At 39.5% G+C, this 19,677-nt stretch carries 17 protein-coding genes and 1 pseudogene; 10 read left to right on the plus strand and 8 right to left on the minus strand.

Going from position 1 to position 19,677, the window contains the following annotated elements; all coding sequences use genetic code 11:
* Positions 1-2: 2 nt before the first annotated feature.
* From NSTCB13_RS14165 to argS, 3 genes and pseudogenes are all read right to left on the minus strand, one after another.
* Entirely contained in the window at positions 3-473 is a 471-nt protein-coding gene (locus NSTCB13_RS14165) for a cobalamin biosynthesis protein (protein WP_445628011.1), read from the minus strand.
* A gap of 37 nt (positions 474-510) precedes the next feature.
* Complete coding sequence (locus NSTCB13_RS14170; protein WP_445628010.1) at positions 511-1,074, minus strand: Uma2 family endonuclease; 564 nt, start codon at positions 1,072-1,074, stop codon at positions 511-513.
* Positions 1,075-1,199: 125 nt separating this feature from the next.
* Positions 1,200-2,956: pseudogene (gene argS / locus NSTCB13_RS14175) on the minus strand (arginine--tRNA ligase).
* Between the two features lie 726 nt (positions 2,957-3,682).
* Here argS and NSTCB13_RS14180 point away from each other — a divergent pair.
* The gene (locus tag NSTCB13_RS14180; protein ID WP_448272761.1) at positions 3,683-4,516 is read left to right on the plus strand and encodes a DUF4114 domain-containing protein; all 834 of its coding nucleotides are present in this window, start codon (positions 3,683-3,685) and stop codon (positions 4,514-4,516) included.
* 225 nt (positions 4,517-4,741) lie between these two features.
* On the opposite strand, the gene NSTCB13_RS14185 is transcribed toward NSTCB13_RS14180, so the two are convergent.
* A complete protein-coding gene (locus NSTCB13_RS14185; protein ID WP_448272762.1) occupies positions 4,742-6,010 on the minus strand; it encodes a tetratricopeptide repeat protein in 1,269 nt (422 codons plus the stop codon).
* 222 nt (positions 6,011-6,232) lie between these two features.
* On the opposite strand from NSTCB13_RS14185, the gene NSTCB13_RS14190 reads away from it, so the two are divergent.
* Entirely contained in the window at positions 6,233-7,381 is a 1,149-nt protein-coding gene (locus NSTCB13_RS14190; RefSeq protein WP_448272763.1) for a DUF711 family protein, read from the plus strand.
* Positions 7,382-7,383: 2 nt separating this feature from the next.
* Here NSTCB13_RS14190 and NSTCB13_RS14195 read toward each other — a convergent pair whose 3' ends face one another.
* Positions 7,384-8,052, minus strand: a complete 669-nt coding sequence (locus NSTCB13_RS14195; RefSeq protein WP_445628005.1) for a 2OG-Fe dioxygenase family protein — start codon at positions 8,050-8,052, stop codon at positions 7,384-7,386.
* Between the two features lie 239 nt (positions 8,053-8,291).
* Here NSTCB13_RS14195 and sfsA point away from each other — a divergent pair, with 239 nt between their 5' ends.
* Entirely contained in the window at positions 8,292-9,017 is a 726-nt protein-coding gene (gene sfsA, locus NSTCB13_RS14200) for a DNA/RNA nuclease SfsA (RefSeq protein WP_448272764.1), read from the plus strand.
* A gap of 192 nt (positions 9,018-9,209) precedes the next feature.
* On the opposite strand, the gene NSTCB13_RS14205 is transcribed toward sfsA, so the two are convergent.
* Entirely contained in the window at positions 9,210-9,611 is a 402-nt protein-coding gene (locus tag NSTCB13_RS14205) for a fasciclin domain-containing protein (protein WP_322673082.1), read from the minus strand.
* A gap of 170 nt (positions 9,612-9,781) precedes the next feature.
* Between NSTCB13_RS14205 and NSTCB13_RS14210 the strand changes: the two genes are divergently transcribed.
* The 4 genes from NSTCB13_RS14210 to NSTCB13_RS14225 all read left to right on the plus strand — a co-directional run bounded on the left by NSTCB13_RS14210 (position 9,782) and on the right by NSTCB13_RS14225 (position 12,985).
* A complete protein-coding gene (locus NSTCB13_RS14210; protein WP_448272765.1) occupies positions 9,782-9,964 on the plus strand; it encodes a hypothetical protein in 183 nt (60 codons plus the stop codon).
* A 580-nt stretch (positions 9,965-10,544) separates the two neighbouring features.
* Entirely contained in the window at positions 10,545-11,399 is an 855-nt protein-coding gene (modA, locus tag NSTCB13_RS14215; protein WP_448272766.1) for a molybdate ABC transporter substrate-binding protein, read from the plus strand.
* A gap of 66 nt (positions 11,400-11,465) precedes the next feature.
* A complete protein-coding gene (locus tag NSTCB13_RS14220) occupies positions 11,466-12,071 on the plus strand; it encodes a DUF642 domain-containing protein (RefSeq protein ID WP_448265254.1) in 606 nt (201 codons plus the stop codon).
* A 260-nt stretch (positions 12,072-12,331) separates the two neighbouring features.
* A complete protein-coding gene (locus tag NSTCB13_RS14225; protein ID WP_448265255.1) occupies positions 12,332-12,985 on the plus strand; it encodes a DUF642 domain-containing protein in 654 nt (217 codons plus the stop codon).
* A 50-nt stretch (positions 12,986-13,035) separates the two neighbouring features.
* On the opposite strand, the gene NSTCB13_RS14230 is transcribed toward NSTCB13_RS14225, so the two are convergent.
* Positions 13,036-13,179, minus strand: coding sequence for a hypothetical protein (locus NSTCB13_RS14230; RefSeq protein ID WP_448265256.1), 144 nt, complete (start codon positions 13,177-13,179; stop codon positions 13,036-13,038).
* A 593-nt stretch (positions 13,180-13,772) separates the two neighbouring features.
* Here NSTCB13_RS14230 and NSTCB13_RS14235 point away from each other — a divergent pair.
* The 3 genes from NSTCB13_RS14235 (at position 13,773) to NSTCB13_RS14245 (ending at position 17,164) form a co-directional block, all read left to right on the plus strand.
* On the plus strand, positions 13,773-15,899 hold the full coding sequence (locus NSTCB13_RS14235; protein WP_448272767.1) for an acylase: 2,127 nt from the start codon (positions 13,773-13,775) through the stop codon (positions 15,897-15,899).
* A 137-nt stretch (positions 15,900-16,036) separates the two neighbouring features.
* Positions 16,037-16,147, plus strand: coding sequence for an iron chelate uptake ABC transporter family permease subunit (locus NSTCB13_RS14240; RefSeq protein ID WP_448265258.1), 111 nt, complete (start codon positions 16,037-16,039; stop codon positions 16,145-16,147).
* A 201-nt stretch (positions 16,148-16,348) separates the two neighbouring features.
* Complete coding sequence (locus tag NSTCB13_RS14245) at positions 16,349-17,164, plus strand: ABC transporter ATP-binding protein (protein ID WP_448265259.1); 816 nt, start codon at positions 16,349-16,351, stop codon at positions 17,162-17,164.
* A gap of 296 nt (positions 17,165-17,460) precedes the next feature.
* Here NSTCB13_RS14245 and NSTCB13_RS14250 read toward each other — a convergent pair whose 3' ends face one another.
* Entirely contained in the window at positions 17,461-19,524 is a 2,064-nt protein-coding gene (locus NSTCB13_RS14250) for a YfbK domain-containing protein (protein WP_448265260.1), read from the minus strand.
* Positions 19,525-19,677 lie beyond the last annotated feature (153 nt).

The following is a 19,677-nucleotide window of genomic DNA, read 5'->3' on the forward strand; positions in this document are numbered from 1 at the left end:
AATTAAGGAACTTTTGTAATACTAATAATATTTAAAGCTTGGGCAACCGCAAGAGTTACCGCTCCTGGTTGCCCTTGTATTTGGAAAATTTGTTTAGGAACTAAAAACTTCACCCGCAATTTCTCTATGTTTGTAAAGGGGGAAACAGTCAAAGATGTGAGTTGAGAAGCTGCAAGAATAGCAGCTGCCTCTGCTACGCTAGGCGTACCTACTCGCTCGTCGATAATTGTGGCAGGGTTGGGGACACAGACAGAGCGAAGTATTTCCGCAGAAAAGGTTTTTAGGGGCAAATTGCGGAGGCGACAAAGTTTGACTAAGCCAACTTCCGAGGCTTTAGTGTCAATGGTAGCAATACCTGCGATCGCACTTGGAAAAAGTTGATTTTCTCGAAATACTTGCTCAATTGCCCCATCAATCAACTGCCATGATGTTCCTCGTTTACAACCGATTCCTACCCATAAAACCTGTTGCACTTGGTGTATTTCCTTACTCAATTGGTCAGGGTTTGGTTTACTCCAACAGCCAACCAAATAAATCTCCTACAGTCAGCCTCAATTCACTTGCAAAATCTGGCACAGGGAGTAAAGCTTCTAGTTCATCCAACATGACTGGCTGTTGATTGCGGATGTAGACAAATACCGTTTGTTCTTCTGGATCGATCAGCCAACCCATTTGTGTTTCATAATTCAGGCAATGCAGAATATTTTTTGTAACTTTCGTTTGTCTTTGGTCAGGTGATAGAATCTCAATAGTCCAATCGGGAGCAGCTGAAAATAAATTTGCTACCATGCCATTTTCTTGGCGAGGTATTCTCTCCCAGGTAAATACCGCTACATCCGGGACAATTGATCTGCGACCAAAAGTACACCGCAGTTCTGGATATGCTCGTGCAACTTTTTGGGGTTTCAAGATAGCATTAATAAAAATAATCAGTTCACCTTGAATAGTGCTATGTTCTCCCTGTGCCATTGGTTTTTGAATAATTTGGCCATCGATGTATTCACTAGCGGGCTTTGTTTCTGGTAACATCAGAAACTCTGCCAAAGTTATGCTTTTTGATGGTGTCTGTACCATTTGCGATCGCCTCCAGTCCAGCAATTCTAATTAAAAAACCGCAAAGTACACAAAGAAGCTATAACTTAACTCTTACTCTGCGTACCTTAGCGTTACCTTAGCGCCACTTTGCGTTAAAAAAAGTATTACATCCTCTCCAATACCTGAATTCCCAACAAAGATAATCCCAGCTTCAGAGTTCTAGCAGTCAAATCACATAAAACTAAACGGGATGTACGCTGCGGTTCCTCAGCTTGTAGTATAAGACAGCGATCGTAGAATTGGTTAAACTTCTGACTCAGTTCAAACAAATACTCACATAAACGATTGGGCAGCAAGTCTTGCTCTACACTATTAATAACTTCATCCAGTTGAAGTAAATATTTTGCTAGTGCTAATTCTGTTTCATGCTCCAACAAAACAGCATTATTTCCCAATTCTTTAAAGTTAATATCACCCTTGCGGCTAATCCCATGAATCCGTGCATAAACATACAGCATATAGGGCGCAGTATTACCTTTAAGATCCAGCATTCTATCGTAGCTGAAGATGTAGTTACTGGTGCGATTTTGGCTTAAGTCTGCATACTTAACTGCGCTGATTCCAACTACCCTAGCAACTTCATTAATAAATTCTTCAGTTTCTTGACGTTCTTCTTTTTGTAATCTAGTTTTTAGGTCAGTATGGGCACGAGAAACAGCTTCATCTAATAAATCCCGTAACCGCACAGTATCCCCAGAACGAGTTTTGAATTTTTTACCATCTTCTCCTAACACCAACCCAAAGGGTACATGCACTAATTCCACATCATCAGGAATCCATCCAGCTTTGCGTGCAACCTGGAAAACCTGAGCAAAGTGGTTTCCTTGTCCAGCATCTGTTACATAAATTATCCGCTTCGCTCGATCCTGCTGAATCCGGTAACAAACAGATGCTAAATCTGTTGTGGCGTAGTTATAACCACCATCTGATTTCTGCACAATTAAGGGCAAAGGTTCACCTTCTCTATTTGTAAACCCTTCCAAGAAAACACATTTTGCCCCTTGGTTTTCTACCAGTAATCCAGATTTATCTAAATCTTCCACAACTCCTGGTAGTAAGGGATTGTAGAAAGATTCGCCTCGTTCAGTTAACTTGATATCCAATAACTTATAAATTACTTGAAACTCCCGCCGTGACTGTTCGCACAAAAGTTTCCAAGCATGGAGTGTATCTTCTGCACCTGCTTGTAATCTGACAACTTCTTGACGTGCTGTTTCTTGAAAAGCTTCATCGGCATCAAACCGCAGTTTGGCTTTGCGATAAAAAGAGACTAAATCACCAATATCTAAAGCATTCGCGGTGGTAAGGGCGTCTGGGTAAACTTCGCGCAGATAGGCGATTAACATCCCAAACTGCGTACCCCAATCACCGACATGATTTAACCGCAGCACATCATGTCCAAGAAATTCTAAAATCCGGGCGATGGAATCACCAATAATCGTCGAACGCAAGTGTCCCCGACGTGCATTTCTTTGGCAATATTGGGACTGGAAAAATCCACAATTTCCCGTTTCGGCGTTTTCGCAGCTGGAACTCCCAGTCTGGGATCGGCTTGAATCGCGTTTAATTGTGCTTCTAAGTATGCTGTTTTCAGTTTGAGATTGATAAATCCTGGGCCAGCTATTTCCGGCGGTTCACAGATTTCGGATACGTCTAGTTTCTCAACGATCGCACCTGCGATCGCTCTTGGTTGCAATCCTAACTTTTTACTCAAGGATAAAGCCACATTCGCCTGATAATCGCCAAATTTAGGATTGCTAGCAGGAACCAAAATTGGATCTACTCCAGCCAAGTCAGCGCCAAAAGCCGCGATTAAAGCCTGCTCTAAGAGAGCTTTTAGTTTTTCTTGTGTAGCGTTCATATATAGATTTTATCTGTGAAAGGGGGAATGTAGCTCTGGAAAAGCTTGATTATTTTAACCTTAAAAGATATTCATCAAGTCTAAGCAAAGACTCTCATTTTAAAGTAGAACCCCCTTAAATTGTCTCCCATCCTCGGCATAACTTCTAGATTCTGACGATACCGAAGTCGATTTTGACAGACTACTAGTTAATCCAGTCAACTAAAGCGTAGTACGTAGTAAACACTTTAGCGCTTAAAACAAAGACTAAACTTATTTACCCAGGTTTCATTGATTTGATAGATTACTACGTTTTCCAACGTAAGTACGGAGAGCATCTCTATTTGTATAGCAGCGTATTAACTAAGCCTTGGCTTCGTTGATACGGATGACGGCACACCATTACTTATCTACCTCATTTAAATGAAAATTCCTATAGATAAAGCTTTTAGCTTTTCACTAGAGAAATTGCATATCTAATTTTCATACAAACTATATATTATTCATGAAGTTTTCATTATATATCAGTTTAAGTACTCAGTATTGATAACAGTATCATCCTAGAAGAAAAATCTTTCTTTTCAGTAAAAATCCTTTAGATAAAGCGCTATTTAAATATACTAGCAAAAGTAAATAGACAGATTGACGTTGCAGAAGTCTAGCTGTTAGAAGTAAGAGACAACTGAAGAGAGATAGCTGCTAAAAAAGCATTATCTAAATTGTCTTTCCTACTTAATGGCTCATAATATGAAACGTAATTTATTCCCTGCCTTGATTGCCGCTACAGCTACATTAACCGGATTAGTTTCCAAAGTAGAAACTGCATCTGCTGCTGATTTTAATTGGAATAGTTCATGGACTCAACCAACTGTATATAATAAGTCTCAAACTGGTTTTAACGACGCTCCTTTTCAACAATTTGTCCAAGCAGAAAGTGTTGCTCTTCCAAACAGTGGACAATTTAAATTAGACCCCAGTAAATTAAATTTAAAATACGACCACGATGTTTCTGTTTACTTTATTAATGAGGGCGCAGGTTATAGAAACCAGTTAGCCTTTGAAGCTACAGGAACTACTAACAAATCTGGGCTGCTTTTTAATGATATTTCCTGTGAAGGAGATGGATGTGTTGGCGGCTGGGGCGGTAACGCACTAAAACTAGGTGATGGAGTCAAAGTTGGTAATGTTACCGCCGGTACTCAACTAGATTTATGGTTGAGAGCTGATGGTTTGAACCGTGGCAACTCTGCTAATATCTTTGGTACTGACACTGCCTCTAACGCTGATGGACTACAGCACGCAGTTGCTTATGCTTACAACAACTACATCCTCCTGGCATTTGAGGATTTATACGGAAATTTATACGCTTCAGGGGTAGATTCTGCAACTGGTAAGTGGAACGAAAGTTCCGATCGCGACTTTAATGATGTTGTCGTCGTTCTTGATGTCGGTGAGGCAAATGTTAAAGCGTTAATTGGTGCTACCGTTCCTGAACCATCTGTTACTCTATCAATGTTTGCGGTGGGAGCAGTTAGTATGTTTGGATTGCGCCGCCGCCGTCAAAGTCGCACTTCTAACTAAACTTTGAGACGGTGCTTAATATAAGGCGCATTTAGTTTCATTGGAAAATAACAGGCGATCGCTCGCATTTTCACCCGTATAAATAATGTACGGGTGATTTTACGTTTGTAGTGGCATTTATAAGCTAAAGCACATCTATTTTCTATATTAAAATTTTCTCAATATCTTGTGGGGTGGACATCTTGTCCGCCCTGATTATGCAACTTGAATGCTGATTAGCTGATTTTATCTATTGCGATCGCGTTCTAAATCATCAATCACTTTTTGCAAATACCACTCGTCTGACATCCCAGGATAGTAATCTTTGTTTTGCTGAATCAATCGTTCGGCAATTTCCCAGTATCCGCCAACCATTCGTAAAAGTCGCTGACGTAGCAAATGATATTTTTGCTTTTTTGACTCTGGACTAAATTTCTGAATTTTTTCTAGGCTACTTAAGACTTGTTGATAATTTTCCCAGTCTTCTTGTTCGCAAAAGATACTCCCCGCCCGTTGATAATCTTCCACGGCGTTTTGTATTTCTTCTAAGCAAGTATAGGCAATGCCGCGATTGTAATAAGCTTGAGCCTCATCAGAATTGATTTGCAGCGCTTGGGTGTAATCTTGAATTGCACCGAGATAATTACCCATTGTCCGATAGACATTACCTCTGGCAATATAAACTAAGCCATCTTCGGGTTGCATCTGGACTGCTTGGTTAAGATCCGCGATCGCACCTTGATGATCTCCTAAGATAGAACGGGCTTTACCTCGGTTACGATAGACAATGGCATCTTGAAAATTTAGTCGTAATGCTTGATTAAAATCTGCGATCGCTTCTCGATAATTCCCCATTTTATAACGCACAACTCCACGACAGCAGTAAGCTTGGGCATCTTGCGGATCGGCTTTTAATACCCAGTTTAAATCGGCGAGTGCTTCTTGAGTATCTCCCTTTTCAGCCTTTTCTAATAATTGCGTGAAATAATCATTGGTGGATAAAATCGGCGTATTGATGGAACGCGATTGCTCAATGGCAGTTTTTTCTGGTGGTTGTAGCTGTTTAATTCGTTCTAGACACAGACGACAATTTTCTTTATCTTGTTGCTCTAGATATAACCCAGCAGCTTTTTTAAAGTTAGCGATCGCATCTTGAATATAACCCTGTTTGCGCCGCACCATTCCCCGCAGATTATAAGCAGCAGCATAATTGAGATTGAGACGAATCGCACGTTCTACATCCTCCAACGCCCCCGGTAAATTTTTCAGCGCTACCCTAGCCAATCCCCGACAATAATATGCCTCTACACTCTCAGGATTCAGCCTCAGAGCTTCAGTATAATCTGAAACAGCTTTCAATATTGCACCTGAGTCATAATGTGCTAAACCCCGTTGTAAATAAGCTTCGCTAAAGTAAGGTGTTAGTTGTAAAGCATGGTTAAATTCTTCAATTGCTCCCGCGTAATCTTTTCGCCTAGCCTTTTCCAATCCCCGATTGTAAAATTCGTCATTCATGGCATTTGTTTGGTTGATTCAGTTCATTGAATTCCAGCAGACTTCTTTTGTAGCCTAACCTATGCACTCATCTTCATATTTTAAGTATATTTCATATTTTTTGTGAAATAAAAACAACACACTACCCTAAGTTGTTATAAATGAAATTTATCCAATAGAATATTGTACGCGTCCAGATTCTAGAGTTAAGTTTAATGAAAAGATCGCTAATTATTTATACTAATGAAAATTAGAACTATTACAACAGGTATATCAATTCAATCTCTGCAATATCAGGAAAAAATTAAGCAAGCTGCTGAGTTTAATCAGCAGGTACAGATTTTGTTTGAAAAACAAGGATATGAAGTCCAAACAACTAGAATTGCTACTAATAGCTGGGAAGAATATCTGCAAGGCTTATCTAAAATCGAAATTATTAATGAAATTCAAGCTCTCGAACAACTTTGTCAAAGTTTGAATATCAGCTTTTTCAATATTGGTTATGCCAGCAACTCGGAAACTATAGATATAATTCCAGATATCAATAAAAATACATCAATTATTTATTGCTCTAGTAAAATAGGGGACAGGGAAAACGGTATAATTTTTGAGAATGCTAAGGAATCTGCCAAAGCCATTAAACGTATTTCCCAAGAAAGTGAAAATGGCTATGGTAACTTTCATTTTTGTGCATGGGCAAACTGCCAGCCAGATATCCCATTTTTTCCTACGGCATATCATACAGGCAATACATCTTTTACTATAGGTTTAGAGTTAGGCGATTTGGTAATGCAAGCATTTTCCCAAGCTAACAATATTCCTACGGCAGAGCAAAACCTGCAATTACTTTTAGAATTAGAATTAAAGAAAATCGCAGTTATTGCTGAAAACATCTCCGATCGATTTGCCGTTATATATAAAGGAATTGATACATCTCTAGCTCCATCTTTAGATAAAAAAAATAGTATTGCTTTTGCTTATGAAAAATTGATGAATGGCAAGTTTGGTCATTCAGGAACTCTTGCAATTTCTGGGATGCTGACTCGCGTATTAAAAAATGTATCAGTAAAAACCTGTGGTTATTCTGGACTGATGCTTCCAGTTTGTGAAGATGTTGGACTAGCTACCAGAGCTAATGAGCAAACATATAATATTACAAATTTATTATTATATTCAGCAGTTTGTGGCTGTGGACTGGATACAGTTCCGATTCCAGGTGATATCACAATAGAAAAAATTACAGCTTTATTAATTGATATGGCAACTTTAGCTATCAAATTAGATAAACCACTATCAGCACGATTATTTCCAATTCCAAATAAAAAAGCTGGGGAAATGACTGCATTCAATTCCCCATATCTCGTAGATTGTAAAATATTTACGGTCGACTAAAATTATTCTGAAAGCAAGCTGGGAGAAGTTAGCACAAAAACATCTCTACTTCCCTGACCATCAATCTGTGGTTTAATAGGAGTGGTAAAGTGGAAAAAATCACGATCGTTGACTAATAATAGTTCTCCCGGATTTAGAACTTTACTAAATACGGGCTTTTGTTTTTTGTCAGTATATAGATGTGTTTCTCCACCTTGAATATTATCTCTATCTACTGAAAATATACCGATAAAATCAGTACCATCTTGATGAATACCTTCAGGTGCTGGATTACCCAAATTATCCGCCGAACAAATAGTTCTAATTTGATGAACTCCGATTTCAGCTTCCGGATGAAGTTTACAAGAATCACTGAATGCTAAGACAAGATTCTTAAAGATATCAAGTTCTATAAGTCCATCTTCTAATTCTGCAAACTCTCTTTTTATGTCACCCACTAATGGATTGTACTCTTTACTTTGAAAGAGGTAACCATGAGGTAATTTGATTAATTGATTTCCATAAACTGTAAACCGAGATAATCTTCTGGAACGATAAGTGCCTTTGATATAAGGGTCAATAGGCATATTACTAAAAAATGCCTTAAAACCTTCTGGATTGATCGAATTTACCTTTCTGAGAGTAAACAGAAAAGCATATTCTAATTCCGTTGATGTCCACACTTTTTGCATAGGATTTACCTCCTTGCACGTTGAAACTCTCCCAGATTTTTATGGGAGGCTTGTAATACTTAGTATATGCTACTTTTTATTACTATGTTGTCAATTTGACTACAAAAATTGACAATCCATGATATGTCAAGTTACTCAACTTCTGTCGCAGAGCAGAGTAGCTGCTGAAAAGATTTGCAGATATGGGTTCGGTGGGCAAAGAATCGACGTATATTTACAAACAGCAACAAGGTTCCATAATGATAGATTGGCTTTACAAGTACCCACCTTTGCATCCCGGTATTTTACTCAAGCGTTACAAGCGGTTTTTTGCTGACGTTCAACTGACTTCTGGCGAAATAGTGACAGCACACTGTCCCAATACAGGGCCAATGATTGGAGTATCGACACCTCTAAGTGCAGTACAGCTTTCCAAAAGCGATAATCTTAACCGTAAATTGGCTTACACTTTAGAACTAATTCAGGTACATGACAACGAGCCGACTTGGGTAGGCATAAATACTTTTTTGCCCAATCGGGTGGTAAAGCTAGCTTTGGCGAAACATCTTTTTCCAGAATTGGGCGACTACAGCCAAATTAAGGGCGAGGTGGTTTATGGGCTAGATAAAAAAAGTCGAGTGGATTTTTTCTTGACGGGAAGTAATGAGGAACGCCCGATTTATTTAGAAGTGAAAAATACAACTTTGTCCGAAGGGAGATTAGCTTTATTTCCTGACACGGAGACTACAAGAGGACAAAAACACTTGCGAGAACTGATGGCGCTATTACCTTTGACTCGTGCGGTGATGCTTTACTTTATCAATCGCGGTGATTGTATCGAGTTCTCTCCTGGCGATCGCACAGATCCTATATATGGTAAATTATTGCGGGATGCGATCGCTCTCGGTTTAGAAGTTTTACCTTGTCGTTTTGAAATTTCCCCCGAAGGTATCCGTTATTTGGGTTTAGCAAAACTAAAAATTTGATTGCATTTAATTAAGAGAGACTAGCAATGGCAAAGTTTCTACACGCATAAAACAATAAATCCATCTAGACAGCATCTAGATGGATTTGTTGGTAGTTGATGTTCACTAAAAAACATTCAACCAGACTGTAATGAAGAAATGACTATAGGTAGTCGTCACTCCACAAATAGCGTTCGCTATTCTGACGTTTGGTTATGCAGGAATCAAAACTGTGTCAATGACATGGATGACACCGTTATCAGCAGCAACATCTGCTGTCGCAACTGTTGCATCATTGATCTTAACGCCATTAGAAGCGTCAATTTTTACATCTGAACCTTCAACTGTTTTAGCTGTCTTTAGCTTAACTACATCAGCAGCAAGTACCTTGCCTGAGACAACATGATAGGTCAAGATTTTCTTGAGCTTGGGAATATCTTGAAGTAATGCGTCTACTGTACCTGCTGGAAGCTTATTAAATGCTTCATCGGTGGGTGCAAAAACGGTAAATGGCCCATCACCTTGAAGTGTATCTACCAGACCAGCTGCTTGGATTGCTGCAACTAGTGTGTTAAAAGAACCATTGTTAGTGGCAGTGTCAATTATGTTGGCCATGTGTTTTATCTAGTTCTGTGTAACTTGTTACAAATCTAAACTATTTGCTTAATAAAATCTATCTATCATTAGGCGTATGTCAAATCATTTTTGTTATTGATATCATAAAAGTTTACATATATTTTTATACAAGCAAAGAATTATACGTACATCGTCCAAGTGGATGAGTTATGAGCGCTGCTGGATGCGTAGTTTACCGCCGCAGGTCTTACCCTGAGCCTGTCGTACCACTTCGTGGAAGCAAGCTACGCGGAGCGTCTCGTAGAGAAGGGCATCGCTCTTTTTTACACAGTAATAGAGGCCGCATCCAAAGATTGTCAGAGCAGCGATCGCATACCAATAAAGTTAGTTAAATAGAAGATTAAAAATATTTAGTTGGTATAAATCAAGCTTTAGATATTTAGGATCGATATAAAAATTTACTATCTACATACAGATAAGGGTTATTTAGAGAATTTAAATATACTTGCATTAGCTTTTTGTCAGGATTTGTTAACCAAAAAAGTTGGTAACAGGCGTATTTAACTGATATTATTTCATCACTAAATACATTTCACTCGCTGTTTGTGTAATTCCACTTGGAAATAACAAACGGCCCATCATACCAATGCTTTTAGCAATTGTGATTGGCCGTTTGTTGTTTCCAGAATTTATGATGCGTAAGATTTACGCCAAAACCTTAGATTTCTTGCAAAAGTTACTTTTGCACTCTTGCGGGAAAAGGGACTCATCTTTATTGGGGAAAGGTTTTTTTATTCCTTTTCCCTTTCCCCCAAACCCAATTCCCTACAAATGCCAAGAAGTCTCTTCTCTAACTCCCATTTATCTATATCCTCTACCTTCTGTGTAGTTGGTATTTCTGTTGCCTGTGCGTAAGTCAGGGATGTCAACAATAAGACTTTTAGGTAATATTTTCCCCAAACTATAACTTTCATGAACAGAAAAAGACTTATTGCTTGGATTGCTACAGCAGTTAGCAGCATGATGCTGGTAATAGGCTTACAGTTCGTTAATTTATCACCAGCAAGTTCTGTAACGACACTGAACGTGTATGCAGCTGTCAGTTTAACAAACGCGCTGAATGCCATTAAGACTCAGTACCAAAATGCTAACCCAGGCGTCAACGTTGTTTATACGTTTGGTGCTTCTGGTACTTTACTAAGTCAAATACAAGCAGGAGCACCAGCAGATATTTTCATTTCTGCTGCTAACAGCCAAATAGATGTATTGCAGAATTCAACCCCAAGTAAATTGGTTGCAAGTAGCCGCAAAAACGTTGTCAAAAACCGTCTAGTTTTGATTGCGCCTACCACACCTCCCGTTAGTGTTGGTAGTGCTGCTCTCACTAGCTTCAATGGTTTGACCAATGCCAACATTACTGGTATTGCCATAGGTGACTACACAGGTACTCCTCCAGTTGTGCCAGCAGGAAATTATGCCAAACAAGTTCTCACTAGCCGAGGTATTTTTAATATTCTCAGTCCTAAATTATACCGTGCTGCCAATGTGCGTGCCGTCTTAACTGCTGTTGAAAATAAAACTCTTCTAGTTGATGGTGTAACTAAAACTATCAGTGCAGGTGCTGTTTACAAAACTGATGCGGCCATTTCTAACAAGGTAAGAGTGGTACAAACTGCCCTCACAACAGAGAGCGATTCGATTGTTTATCCACTGGGTATACTCACCAGAACTAAAGTTTTAACGACGGCACAGAGTTTTTCTAACTACTTAAGTGGTAGTACAGCTCAGAATATCTTCAAAAATACTTACGGGTTTATCCTGCCTTAATCACCAGAAAGTAAATCAATCAAGTACTCGTTGTCGTGAATTTTGAACTATTTGGAGTCATGTCTTGTGAAGTTCACTAAAAAACTCTCAATTATTGTTTGTAGTTTGACTACTGCTTTCCTTCATACTGCTGTGATTACTAATACTTATAAGTCAGCAGCACAAGCTGAAAGACAAGAACTGATTATCAATGGGGGATTTGAATACGACTCTCTGATAGATCCTAATAATCCTGAAACTACAAATCCTAATGTTACAGGATGGGTTAAATCTGGTAATTCAATAGATACATCAGGTACTAAAATTGACAATTTTCCTAATACTGGTAAGCAAGGATTATCTCTTGGTGGATTTTCAGCCATTAGCTACATATCGCAGACTATCCATACATTTCCTGGTCAACGCTACAAACTTACTTACTATCTTGCATCGACAGAAGAGGCACCCGATCTGAATAACAAATTTCAGGTTTTTGTAGGTGGTAAAAAGGTTTATGTTCAAAAAGATACTCCTTACCAATCCTACACACAATACACGTTAAATTTTAGAGCAAAAGGAAGATCCACCGAAATAAAATTTGGCTCCCAAGCCAAGTATGCGTTTTTATATTTGGATGATGTAAGTGTCAAAGCTATACCTAAACATCAAGGAAAAAACTATGGATATCAATAAACCACAGGTAGGAGCCTAAGCAATGTCTGGCTCAATAGTGTCAAGAATGCCACTAACATTCATCTGATTTAAAAACTCCATTATGGGTTTATTGAGAAAATTGTCTTAGTGTATGAATCGTTATCTACATCTATAACTAACTCTTAGAAACCAGAAGAAAATGTTCATTTTTATTGACACTACTGAAAGCCAGCCAGCATGGATGTAACTATCAACTTGTTTTCATTGTCAAAATTTAAAATTATTTGGAGTCAAGTTTCATGAATGTAACTAAAAAACTCTCAATTATTGTTTTTAGTTTTACTATTACCTTAATTAGTACTGCTGCGATCGCTAATATTTATAATACAGCAGCACAAGCAGCAGAACTTGTTAAAAACGGAAGCTTTGAACTCGATCCTCTCGTAGATCCTAATAATCCCAACGCCACAAATCCGAATATTACAGACTGGATTAAGTCTGGCGATCCGATGGATGTATCAGGGATAAGAATAAGCAATTTTCCTCAGCATGGTAGTGGTAATCAAGGCTTATCACTTAGTGGATTTATAGACCTCAGCTACATATCACAGACACTTTCTACACAACCTGGTCAGCAATACGAACTTAGTTACTATTTAGCATCTATAGATGAGGCCCCTGACCTTGATAATCAATTTCAGACATTCGTAGGTGGAAATAAGCTTTTCGATCAAAAAGACATTTCTTTTCAACCATACACGCAATATAAGTTCAATTTCACGGCAGATGCGTCATCCACAGAGTTAAAGTTTGGGGATTGGGATAAATATGAATTCTTATACTTGGATAATGTGAGTGTAAAACCTGTGCCTGAGCCATCAACTATTGGAGGAATAGTTGTTACTGCTGGTTTATTAGGAATATGGCTGAAGAAAAAGAAAGCAATTAGCTAGAAAGAACAGCCCTTTTTTTACCTTTTGGAAAAGAACAGATCGTAAATCCCTCAAACTACTGTGTGGTAGTTATGAGGGATTTGGTCATTTTCCACTAAAACGGCGATCGCTCTAATATATCGATCTAACTCTCGATAATTTAGAGTCGTTACTTGTGTTTTATACCGATTAGTACTATTGCCAGTAATTTGCAATTAATTTTAGAATTTTAAAGCAACTTAGCTAAGATAGCAAGTAATTTTAATTAAAAACTATTATTATCTTTTATTCCCAAAAATCTTCCAAAAGTATATCAAAAGATAGATGACAATAATTTAATTTAGATTAAAAAACTTAGCTGCTGCTATACCAATACCTTAAAAAGACTTATCTATAAGGATTGATCGCACAACATAAGTCAGATTTATAAAATTCAGAAGTTTTGATAAATGCTTGCTCAGGTGTAGCCTTTATGATAATGTCTCCTAATAGCACTAGAGTTAGATGCAAATCAGTCGCAGATAGCTTTTGAGAATTCTAGAACTAGTGTTAAACATTATTGATAATATACAATCGCTCGTCTATTCGGCATCAGTGGGATTAATGCTACTTCAAAAGCATTATTTCCACGCTAGTAGTATGGCGCTATTAGTATGGAATTTTTATCAACTTATGGTGGCATAAACAAAGGTGCTGGGATGCCTCTTTATGTATGTTGCTAGTGAGTGTAGATTTAATGTCTGTTTGTTACGGAATACAGACGAAAGTCACTAAATTTTTCCAGTCAAATTAATTTAATCGAACCATCATGTTGAATATTGGAATTTATTTGTGGCAATTCGATCGGTCAATACTGAAAAGAAAATTTTCTAGATTTTTAGCTTTTATCCTTAGTGCGATTTTAGTTATCGTTTTGGCAAATAACAGTTTTGCGACTGCACCCAAAACTACAGAGATATTATGGGATACTTACGGCATACCACATATATATAGTAAAGATGCTTCAAGCGCTTTTCAGGCGTTTGGTTGGGCACAAATGCAGAGTCACGCTAACTTGCTGTTGCGCCTCTATGGTCAAGCTAGGGGAAAAGCAGCCGAATACTGGGGAGAAGAGTATTTAGAATCTGATAAATGGGTACTGACGATGGGAGTATCCGATCGTGCTAATTCTTGGTATCAGGCACAAAGTCCAACTTTCCGTAGTTATATAAATGCCTTTGTTAGTGGGATAAATACTTATGCCAAAGCCCATCCTGATTTAATTGACGAGCAAGTAAAAATAGTATTACCTGTAAAGCCAGAGGATGTGTTGGCACATTTGCAAAGAGTGCTGTATTTTACTTTTGTTGTCAATCAAGAACAGGTAGCAGATATGACTCATACTCAATCTGAAGCTGGTTCTAACGGTTGGGCGATCGCACCTAAACATTCTGCCAGTGGCAAGGCGATGTTGCTGGCAAATCCCCACTTGTTATGGTCGGATTTATTTGTCTGGTACGAAGCCCAAATTACTGCCCCAAGGATGAATGCTTCGGGAGCAGCGCTGGTGGGAATTCCGGTTTTAGCGATCGCTTTTAACGATTATTTGGGTTGGACTCATACCGTCAATACTCATGATGGTTGGGATGTATATAAGTTGAAATTAGCTGATGATGGTTATCTTTTTGATGGCAAAGTCCGTCCTTTTACAACATCAAAGTTTTTGTTAAAAGTTAAGCAAAAGAATGGCTCGTTAGTCGAACAACCATTATTAGTCAAAAGTTCCGTCCACGGTGCAGTCATTCAAGAAAAAGATGGGTTTGCTGTGGCACTGCGGGTTGTCGGTACAGACCGTCCCGGTGTGTTGGAACAGTGGTGGGATATGGCGCGTTCCCAAAACTTAACCCAATTTCAAAAGGTATTGAAACGCTTGCAACTACCAATGTTTACCGTCATGTATGCAGACCGAGAAGGACATATCATGCACTTATTCAACGGTCTGGTGCCGATTCGTCAACAGGGAGACTTTCAATACTGGGAAGGTTTAATTCCTGGCGACACATCTCAGACTTTGTGGACAAAAATGCACCCATACAAAGATTTACCGCGTGTAATTGACCCGCCTAGCGGTTGGTTGCAAAATGCCAACGATCCACCTTGGACAACGACTTTCCCCGCTGTCATCAAAGCAGATGATTACCCTGCTTATATGGCTCCACGAGGAGAGATGTCTTTTCGGGCACAAAGTTCTGCAAAAATGCTGGCTGAAGATCCAAAAATTTCTTTTGCGGAAATGATTAAGTACAAACATTCCACCAAAATGGAACTTGCAGAACGCATCCTTGATGATTTAATTCCCGCAGCTCAAAAATATGGCGATGAATTAGCCCGTCATGCTGCTGATATTTTAGCTGCTTGGAATCGCAATGCTGATGCTGATAGTCGAGGCGCGGTATTGTTTGCTTTTTGGTGGCAAGAAATGGATAAAAACCAAACCTTCAGTATTCCTTGGAGTGAGAACTCGCCGCGCACCACACCCGATGGTTTAAAAAACCCAGAAAGTGCGGCGAAAGCGCTACAAATAGCAGCAACAAAAGTCGAAAAAGCTTATGGAAAGCTAGATGTTGCTTGGGGTGAAGTCTTCCGAGTACATAGCGGAAACTTAGATTTACCTGCCAATGGTGGCGATGGGGATCTAGGAATATTCCGCACCCTAAATTTTGCTCCAGCTAACGATGAACGCTTTCAAGCTGTCGCTGGTGATAGTTATGTTGCAACCATTGAGTTTTCACAACCAGTAAAAGCAATGGCTCTGATCGGCTACGGTAACGCGACTCAACCCGGTTCGCCCCACATTACTGACCAATTACCACTGTTTACTCGCAAGCAATTGCGTTCTGTTTGGCGAACTCGAAAAGAAGTATTAGCACATTTGGAGGAACGCAAAACTTTTTAAGAGCTGCGCTAACCATAAGTTATGCATCAAAATGCTGACTGATTATGTTACAGCTGCAACCGAAATGCTAAATACAAACGCACGCGATCGCTTTTGACAATATTGGTAGGTGCAGCAATGTCTACTCTGGTGCAATTATGCAGAGTGTGACTTGTAATCCATTGGCCGAGCCTGGTATTTTGGGGATGAATGCAGGTGCGGTTTTTGCTGTAATAATTAGTATTGTTCTATATTGGCAAGATAATTAGTTATGATTCTCATAGTACTTGCACCCTACGCGCCGCTCATGCCATGACCGCGCTGGCTCCCTTTAATCCCCTATCTACCTGCGGTCAGGGGAAGCAAAGCGCTGATTTCGTGGGGTGGGGTTCTTTGGGTTTAATTAAGTAATCAAGTAGATATGATATTACATATTTACAAAATTCTCAAAGATTCTCTTAAGTTTAATTATGTCAATATTGAGCGATAAGTTACATTACCAACTGTCAGCGAAGAATTTGACTTTGGGTTATGATAATATAACTATTATTAAGGATTTAAATTTAGATATACCACCAGGAAAAATAACTGCTTTAGTTGGTGCAAATGGTTCTGGAAAATCCACTTTATTACGGGGTTTAGCAAGATTATTAAAACCTCGCGTTGGCACAATTCATTTAGATACAACAGATTTATTTAAGCTATCAACAAAAGATGTTGCTAAAAAATTAGGAATTCTTACCCAAGGCCCCGTTCCACCAGAAGGATTAACCGTTCGAGATTTGGTAGCTTGTGGAAGGTTTCCTTATCAAAATTGGTTGCAGCAGTGGACAAAAGAAGATGGAAAATTAGTGGAACTAGCGTTAGAAATTACTGGAATTAAATATTTGGCAGAACGCGAGTTAGATACTCTTTCCGGTGGACAGCGACAACGTGCTTGGATTGCAATGGCATTAGCTCAAGATACAGATATTTTATTGTTAGATGAACCAACTACTTTTTTAGATTTGGCGCACCAAATAGAAGTTTTAGATTTATTGTATGATTTGAACCAAAATCAGCAACGAACGATTGTTATGGTGTTACATGATTTGAATCACGCCTGTCGTTATGCTGATTATTTAGTAGCAGTGAAAGAAGGTCAAATTTTTGCTGTTGGCGAACCTAATTTGGTGATTACTGAGAAGATGGTAAGGGAAGTATTTGGATTGGAATGTCGGGTTATCCCAGACCCGGTTTCCGGCACACCGATGTGTATACCAGTGGGAAGAAAGGGGAGAACATAAAAACAAATCAAAACCTTACACAGCAGAATACAGTTCAGTTAAGCATTTCTTCTTTCTTGTCTTGCAGAGTAGGGAATAATTTTTCTGACTAGCAGCGATCGCAAAACATCTTGCAGATATGCAATGCTCTCTTCTGAAATTAAATTGCTGTATTTATTGCAGATATCTAATACAGTGGAGAGCGATCGCCTTTGATGTCCTTTGATGTAGATTGTGATATCTCCCAGAGATGATAACGGTTTTCAAGTAATTCAACTACACCACTCCCTACTCGCCGTCTCATTTATGGTCTAAAATCATTTTTTTGTAATCAACGCTCTAGATTGCTCCACTAGGCGAATAAACTCACTCCGATAGCCCTCCTGGTCTTCCCCCTTTCCTTGGGTTGCCAATTTCATCACCAAATCATAATTAGCATCTCCCTTATACTCAGAGTCACGCAGCACCATCCCAAAGGTCGCTACCGCAGCAGCAAATCTCAGGTTTGTGGAGGGGTCAGTTCTCAAATCATCATCTTGGATGGTTTGGGTAATTAGTTGACTGGTGCTGTCCTGGGGCGACTTATAGCGCAGTTTCACCTGCATCAACTCATTACCAGCAGCATCCGAGACAGTTTCACTAGAACGCTGATACCGTAAAGGATCTATCTCTGGCAGTTTCACATCGCTTTTCGTGCCAGTGGGAATTATTTCATAAAGCGCTGTCACAGAATGACCAGCCCCAATATCCCCTGCATCTTTCTTGTCGTCATTGAAATCCTGGTTTTGCAGCAGGCGATTTTCGTAACCAATCAAGCGATATGCTTGAACTTTCGCCGGATTAAATTCCACCTGAATTTTTACATCCTTGGCAATAGTAAATAGAGTTCCCCTAAGATCGTTAACTAAAACCTTTTTGGCTTCCAATAGGGTATCAATATAAGCGTAGTTGCCGTTACCCTTATCAGCCAGTTGCTCCATTTTTCCATCCTTATAATTGCCGGTGCCAAATCCCAACACCGTCAGAAAAATTCCCTGCTCTCGCTTTTGTTCAATTAATCGCGTCAGGTCGCCATCACTGGAAACCCCGACGTTAAAATCTCCATCAGTAGCTAAAATGACTCTGTTATTACCAGACTTGAGGAAGCTTTCTTTGGCTATCTTGTAAGCTAATTCAATACCCTGACCGCCAGCAGTGGAGCCTCCAGCCTTTAAGCGGTCAATCGCCGCCAGAATTGTTGATTTTTGACTACCAGCAGTAGCCGGTAACACCAATCCAGCATTCCCCGCATAGACTACTAAACTTACCCGATCTTCAGGACGCAGTTGATTCACCAACAATTTGAGCGACTGTTGCACTAAGGGTAATTTATTCGGGTCATCCATAGAACCGGAGACATCAATCAGAAATACTAAGTTGCTTGGCGGTAAGGTTTTGGTTTCTAGGCGTTTACCTTGCAAACCCACCTGTACCAACTTGTGTTGAGGATTCCAGGGAGCAGCAGCAACTTCAGTGGTGATGGAAAAAGGACGTTCGCCTTTTGGTTGGGGATAATTGTAGGTAAAATAATTGATTAATTCCTCAATTCGCACTGCATCTTTGGGTGGTAATTCTCCTTGAGTAATAAACCGTCGCACGTTGCTGTAAGATGCTGTATCTACATCAATGGAAAAGGTGGAAAGGGGATCGTTTCCAACGCGATGAAAGGGATTATCTTCAATCCGGTTGTAGTTTTCTGTATTGAATCCGCTACCTATTTGAGGTTCCGGGGCAACCCTTCCAATACTGTCACGAGTTTGGAGTTTAGGCATATTCGCACGATTAGCAACTCGATCCTGGACAGATGAGCCAGACGGAATACTAAGGGGTGGGGCTATAGGTAAGGGTTGAGTCTTTTGGTTAGACTCAGTTTGAATTCGTTCTCTGTTAGGCTGATTCAAAGTGATGGGACTAGGAGCTTCCAATTCCTCTATTGGACTTTTTAGGGTTGCTAACTCCGGTGCAAATTCTGACTGCAAGCGTTGCAGAATTTTCATATCTGCTGGGGTAACTATCTTGGGATCGGTCGCTATTAGCTCATTGCTCCGATTCACACAGGCATTCAAGACTGTGGCAAATTCAGTTCGGGTTACAGGAAGAGTGCCAAAATTTTGAACGGGAACGACACAACTATACTGTTTTACCAATGTCTGGAGTGCTTGGTAGTCAGGGTGATTGGGGAGAACGGAAGTTTTTGGAGTAGAACTGGCAGGATTCTGATTGGCTGGAACTGCAACCGTAGCAGACTGGCGTAAAACGGCAATTCCTATTGAGGGTATCAATAAAAACAATATTACAATACTGACTCGTTGCCACATTTTGGATGGAATCGGGTAAGACACGGCTAAATCCTCACACTAAATTTTTTCTGTCACATTTGACTATTTACCCAGAATAGTCCTGAGCAGCTTGGGATTTGATAAGCGTTTCAGTTTTGGTAACTGTAATTTATACAACACTAACCATTTCCATTTGGCATTAGGGAATATCACAGT

The sequence above is a fragment of the Nostoc sp. DSM 114160 genome (assembly GCF_053470305.1).

Bases quoted from the DNA above. Each gene is read 5' to 3' on its own strand.
- NSTCB13_RS14170 (WP_445628010.1), bottom strand. From the start codon at position 1,074: ATGGTACAGACACCATCAAAAAGCATAACTTTGGCAGAGTTTCTGATG.
- NSTCB13_RS14180 (WP_448272761.1), top strand. From the start codon at position 3,683: ATGAAACGTAATTTATTCCCTGCCTTGATTGCCGCTACAGCTACATTA.
- NSTCB13_RS14185 (WP_448272762.1), bottom strand. From the start codon at position 6,010: ATGAATGACGAATTTTACAATCGGGGATTGGAAAAGGCTAGGCGAAAA.
- NSTCB13_RS14190 (WP_448272763.1), top strand. From the start codon at position 6,233: ATGAAAATTAGAACTATTACAACAGGTATATCAATTCAATCTCTGCAA.
- NSTCB13_RS14195 (WP_445628005.1), bottom strand. From the start codon at position 8,052: ATGCAAAAAGTGTGGACATCAACGGAATTAGAATATGCTTTTCTGTTT.
- sfsA (WP_448272764.1), top strand. From the start codon at position 8,292: ATGATAGATTGGCTTTACAAGTACCCACCTTTGCATCCCGGTATTTTA.
- NSTCB13_RS14205 (WP_322673082.1), bottom strand. From the start codon at position 9,611: ATGGCCAACATAATTGACACTGCCACTAACAATGGTTCTTTTAACACA.
- NSTCB13_RS14210 (WP_448272765.1), top strand. From the start codon at position 9,782: ATGAGCGCTGCTGGATGCGTAGTTTACCGCCGCAGGTCTTACCCTGAG.
- modA (WP_448272766.1), top strand. From the start codon at position 10,545: ATGAACAGAAAAAGACTTATTGCTTGGATTGCTACAGCAGTTAGCAGC.
- NSTCB13_RS14225 (WP_448265255.1), top strand. From the start codon at position 12,332: ATGAATGTAACTAAAAAACTCTCAATTATTGTTTTTAGTTTTACTATT.
- NSTCB13_RS14235 (WP_448272767.1), top strand. From the start codon at position 13,773: ATGTTGAATATTGGAATTTATTTGTGGCAATTCGATCGGTCAATACTG.
- NSTCB13_RS14240 (WP_448265258.1), top strand. From the start codon at position 16,037: ATGCAGAGTGTGACTTGTAATCCATTGGCCGAGCCTGGTATTTTGGGG.
- NSTCB13_RS14245 (WP_448265259.1), top strand. From the start codon at position 16,349: ATGTCAATATTGAGCGATAAGTTACATTACCAACTGTCAGCGAAGAAT.